5 protein-coding genes are annotated in these 4,888 nt (G+C 70.2%); 4 read left to right on the forward strand and 1 reads right to left on the reverse strand.

The features are described from left to right. The first annotated feature begins 413 nt into the window (after positions 1-413). The 4 genes from A9X03_RS20075 to rfbA all read left to right on the forward strand — a co-directional run bounded on the left by A9X03_RS20075 (position 414) and on the right by rfbA (position 3,903). On the forward strand, positions 414-1,739 hold the full coding sequence (locus tag A9X03_RS20075; protein ID WP_067758447.1) for a UDP-glucose/GDP-mannose dehydrogenase family protein: 1,326 nt from the start codon (positions 414-416) through the stop codon (positions 1,737-1,739). Between the two features lie 98 nt (positions 1,740-1,837). Next, on the forward strand, positions 1,838-2,593 hold the full coding sequence (locus A9X03_RS20080; protein ID WP_067779212.1) for a maleylpyruvate isomerase family mycothiol-dependent enzyme: 756 nt from the start codon (positions 1,838-1,840) through the stop codon (positions 2,591-2,593). 36 nt (positions 2,594-2,629) lie between these two features. Next, entirely contained in the window at positions 2,630-3,004 is a 375-nt protein-coding gene (locus tag A9X03_RS20085; RefSeq protein ID WP_067758450.1) for a nuclear transport factor 2 family protein, read from the forward strand. Positions 3,005-3,027: 23 nt separating this feature from the next. Further along, positions 3,028-3,903, forward strand: coding sequence for a glucose-1-phosphate thymidylyltransferase RfbA (gene rfbA / locus A9X03_RS20090; protein WP_067779192.1), 876 nt, complete (start codon positions 3,028-3,030; stop codon positions 3,901-3,903). Here rfbA and A9X03_RS20095 read toward each other — a convergent pair. Continuing rightward, positions 3,845-4,888, reverse strand: a 1,044-nt coding sequence (locus tag A9X03_RS20095; RefSeq protein WP_068262612.1) for a YibE/F family protein, incomplete at its 5' end; no start/stop codon positions are given. The two genes, rfbA and A9X03_RS20095, sit on opposite strands and share 59 nt — an antisense overlap.

Here is a 4,888-nt window from a genome sequence, read left to right on the forward strand (position 1 = left end):
CGCTTCGCCCGGCTGCGCCGCGCTTGCGATCGCCGCTAGCCCGATGGCGGCGACCCGCTTCGCCCGGCTGCGCCGCGCTTGCGATCGCCGCTAGCCCGATGGCGGCGACCCGCTTCGCCCGGCTGCGCCGCGCTTGCGATCGCCGCTAGCCCGATGGCGGCGACCCGCTTCGCCCGGCTGCGCCGCGCTTGCGATCGCCGCTAGCCCGATGGCGGCGACCCGCTTCGCCCGGCTGCGCCGCGCTTGCGATCGCCGCTAGCCCGATGGCGGCGACCCGCTTCGCCCGGCTGCGCCGCGCTTGCGATCGCCGCTAGCCCGATGGCGGGAGCCTCAGCACCACCTGTCATCTGCCGTTTGCCTCCCGATCAGCGGGCCGATGCAGTTAGCTCATCGCGGCGACCTACACCGGTTATATGCGATGCACCGTCTTCGGCACCGGATATCTGGGCGCCACCCACGCCGTCGGAATGGCGGAACTGGGCCACGAGGTGATCGGGGTCGACATCGACCCGGGCAAGGTCGCCAAGCTCGCCGGCGGTGACATTCCGTTCTACGAGCCGGGGCTGCGCAAGCTGCTGACCAAGAACCTGGCGGCGGGGCGGCTGCGGTTCACCACCGACTACGACATGGCGGCCGAGTTCGCCGACGTGCACTTCCTCGGCGTCGGCACGCCGCAGAAGAAGGGCGAGTACGCCGCCGACCTGCGCCACGTGTACGCCGTCGTCGACGCGCTGGTGCCGCGGCTGACGAGATCGTCGGTGCTGGTGGGGAAGTCGACCGTTCCGGTGGGGACCGCCGCCGAACTGAACCACCGCGCGGCCGCGCTGGCGCCGGACGGTGTCGACGTCGAGATCGCCTGGAACCCCGAATTCCTGCGCGAGGGCTATGCGGTGCACGACACGCTGCATCCGGACCGCATCGTGCTTGGCGTGCAACAGGATTCGACGCGCGCCGAGACGGCGGTGCGTGAGCTGTATGGCCCCTTGCTCGCCGACGGCGTGCCGTTCCTGGTGACCGACCTGCAGACCGCGGAGCTGGTCAAGGTTTCGGCTAATGCCTTTCTGGCGACCAAGATTTCGTTCATCAACGCTATCTCCGAGGTGTGCGAGGCCGCCGGCGCCGACGTCAGCGTGCTGGCCGACGCGCTCGGTTACGACCCCCGCATCGGACGCCAATTCCTCAACGCGGGTCTGGGTTTCGGCGGGGGCTGCCTGCCCAAGGACATCCGCGCCTTCATGGCCCGCGCCGGTGAACTGGGCGCCGACCAGGCGCTGACGTTCCTGCGCGAGGTCGACAGCATCAACATGCGCCGGCGCACCCGGATGGTGGAGCTGGCCAGCGCCGCGTGCGGCGGCTCGCTGCTGGGCGCGAACATCGCCGTCCTCGGCGCGGCGTTCAAGCCCGAATCCGACGATGTGCGCGACTCGCCCGCGCTCAACGTCGCCGGGCAGCTACAGCTCAACGGCGCCGCGGTCAACGTCTACGACCCCAAGGCGCTGGACAACGCGCAGCGGCTGTTCCCGACGCTGAACTACGCGGTCTCCGTCGAGGAGGCCTGCGACCGCGCCGACGCGGTGCTGGTGCTCACCGAGTGGCGGCAGTTCATCGACCTCGATCCGGCCGACCTGGCCGACCGCGTCCGGGCCCGGGTCATCGTCGACGGCCGCAACTGCCTCGACGCCGCCCGCTGGAAGCAGGCGGGCTGGCGGGTGTTCCGGCTGGGCGCGCCGCGACCCTGAGGTGTCCCGGCCCCGCGCGTCACGCCAGCGTGGCGCCGACCGGCGAATGCCACGCTGGCGTGACGCGCGGCGCGAAGCCGCCGAGTAGCCTGACCCGCGTGGACTATGCCGGCGCATTCCTCGAAGAGAACCGCGCTTTTTCGGAGCTTTTCCGCCATGCGGACCAGTCCAAGCCCGTGCCGACCTGCCCGGGGTGGGACCTCAACCAGCTCCTGCGCCACGTCGGCCGCGGCGACCGCTGGGCGGCACAGATCGTGCGCGAGCGGCTCCAGGAGTTCCTCGACTTCCGGTCCGTCGAAGGCGGCAAGCCGCCACCCGACCCGGCCGATGCGGCCTCCTGGTTGCGGGGCGGTGCACAACGGCTGGTCGATGCGGTCGAGCTGACGGGCGTGGAAACCCCGGTGTGGACCTTTCTCGGGCAGCGCCCGGCGAACTGGTGGGTGCGTCGCCGCCTGCACGAGGTGGCCGTGCACCGGGCCGACGCGGCCATCGCCCTGGGAGCGGAGTTCACGCTGGCCGCCGACGTCGCCGCCGACGGGATCACCGAATGGCTCGAGCGGGTCGCGATCCAGGCCGGCGCGCAGGGGGCGCCGCTTCCGCTCGGGGACGGCGAGACCCTGCACCTGCACGCCACCGACCCCGGCCTCGGCGAGGCCGGCGAGTGGACGATCGGCGTCGACGCCGGCCGCATCACCTGGGCGCACGAGCACGGCAAGGGCACCGCTGCGCTGCGGGGCGGGGCGACCGAGTTGCTGCTGGCCATCCTGCGCCGGGTGCCGCTCGCCGACACGGGCATCGCGCTGTTCGGCGACGAGGCGGTGTGGCAGAACTGGCTGGACCGTACCCCGCTCTAGCCACGGCGAGATGGCGCACACGGTAACTTGCACTCCATGACCACTTCGGAGATCGCCACCGTCCTGGCATGGCACGACGCGCTCAACGCGTCCGACCTGGAAACCCTGGTGGCCCTGTCGAGCGATGACATCGAGATCGGTGACGCGCACGGGGCCGCGCAGGGGCATGAGGCGCTGCGCCGGTGGGCCGCTTCCCCGCGCGGCACGGCGGAGCTGGGCCGGATGTACGTGCACGACGGCGTCGTGGTGGCCGAGCAGAAGGTGAGCGCCCAGGACGACCCCGGGGCGGTGACGTCCGCCGCGTCGGCGTTCCGGGTGGTGCACGACCACGTGACGTCCGTGTTCCGGCACGAGGACCTGGCGTCGGCGCTGGCGGCCACCGAACTCACCGAATCCGACCTCGTCAACTAAGCAGTGGAATAGGGGAGCCACTCATGCGCGGCATTATTTTGGCCGGCGGCTCGGGCACGCGCCTGCACCCGATCACCGTGGGAATCAGCAAGCAGCTGTTGCCGGTGTACGACAAGCCGATGGTCTACTATCCGCTGTCCACGCTGATGATGGCCGGGATCCGGGACATCTTGGTGATCACCACCCCGCACGACGCGGCGGGCTTCGAGCGGCTCCTGGGCGACGGCTCGCAGTTCGGGATCAGCATCAGCTACGTGACGCAGGAACGCCCCGACGGCCTGGCCCAGGCGTTCGTCCTCGGCGCCGACCACATCGGCACCGACTCGGTGGCTCTGGTGTTGGGGGACAACATCTTCTACGGCCCCGGGTTGGGCACCAGCCTGAGCCGCTTCCAAAAGATCAGCGGCGGAGCGGTATTCGCGTATTGGGTGGCCAACCCGTCGGCGTACGGCGTGGTCGAGTTCAGCGACGACGGCATGGCGCTGTCGCTGGAGGAGAAACCCCAGACGCCGAAATCCAATTACGCGGTGCCGGGTCTGTATTTCTACGACAACGACGTGATCGAGATCGCCAAGGGCCTGAAGAAGTCGGCGCGCGGCGAATACGAGATCACCGAGGTCAACCAGATCTATCTGAGCCGGGGCAAGCTGTCGGTCGAGGTGATGGCCCGCGGAACGGCCTGGCTCGACACCGGCACGTTCGACTCCCTGCTGGACGCCAGCGACTTCGTGCGAACGCTGGAACGACGCCAAGGCCTGAAGGTCAGCGTCCCCGAGGAAGTTGCGTGGCAGCAGGGCTGGATCACCGACGAGCAGCTGGCCGAGCGAGCCAACACCCTGCTCAAGTCCGGCTATGGCGGCTACCTGCTGGATCTGTTGGAGCGGAGCCGATTTCACTAGGCTTGGCCAGCGCCGCGGCGATCGCCGTCGTCAGCGGCACCGACAACGCCAGCGCGATGCCGCCCACCGCGGACCGGGCGATCTCGATGGCCACGCTCTCGCCCGTCAACACGTCGGTCAGCGAACGGTTGGCCACGCTGAACAGCAACAGAAGCGGCAGCGAGCTCCCGGCGTAGGCCAGCACCAGCGTGTACACCGTGCTGGCGATGTGATCGCGGCCAACTCGGATGGCGCCCAAGAAGATTGCGCGTCGTGAGCCGCCGAGGTGGGCGAGCTCGAACACCGTCGAGGCCTGGGTCACCGTCACGTCGTTGAGCACACCCAGCGACCCGATGATGAAGCCGGCGAGCAGCAGGCCGCTGATCGACACGTTGCCCAGATACGCGCCGACGGTCGCGTTCTGATCGTCGGACAAGCCGGTCAGATGCGCCAGTTGGATTGCGGCCCAGGACAGTCCAGCCGCCAGCAGCAGCGACGTCAGCGTGCCCAGCAGCGCGGCGCTGGTCCGCAGGCTCACGCCGTGGGCCAGATAGATGACCGCATAGAGGATCGCGGCCGCGCCCACCAGCGCCACCGGGACCGCGGGCGCGCCGTCGCGCAGGGCCGGCAGCACGAACACCACCAGCACCCCGAAAGCGACCGCGATGCCCACCAGCGCCAGCAGCCCCCGCCACCGCGCCACCGCGACGACCACTACCGCGAACGCGACGGCCAGGGCAACCAGCGACCAGCCGCGTTCGAAGTCGTAGAACGCGTAACTGGTGGCGCCCTGGTCGTCGACCTGCCGGACGAGCCGAATATGGTCTCCCACCGCGAATTTGGGCTGGCCCGGGCCGGGGGAGGACTCCAGCAGGGTGTTGGCCCCCGCGTTGGGGCCGGAATCGATCGCCACCAGCGTCAGCACACAGCGGCCCGCGCCAGGCGGCGCCGGCTGCGGCGCGGTGGTGAGCACCTGGCTGACCGACGGGCTGCCGCAGTCGCCCAT

The organism is Mycobacterium sp. E1715 (assembly GCF_001667625.1).
Taxonomy (GTDB): domain Bacteria; phylum Actinomycetota; class Actinomycetes; order Mycobacteriales; family Mycobacteriaceae; genus Mycobacterium.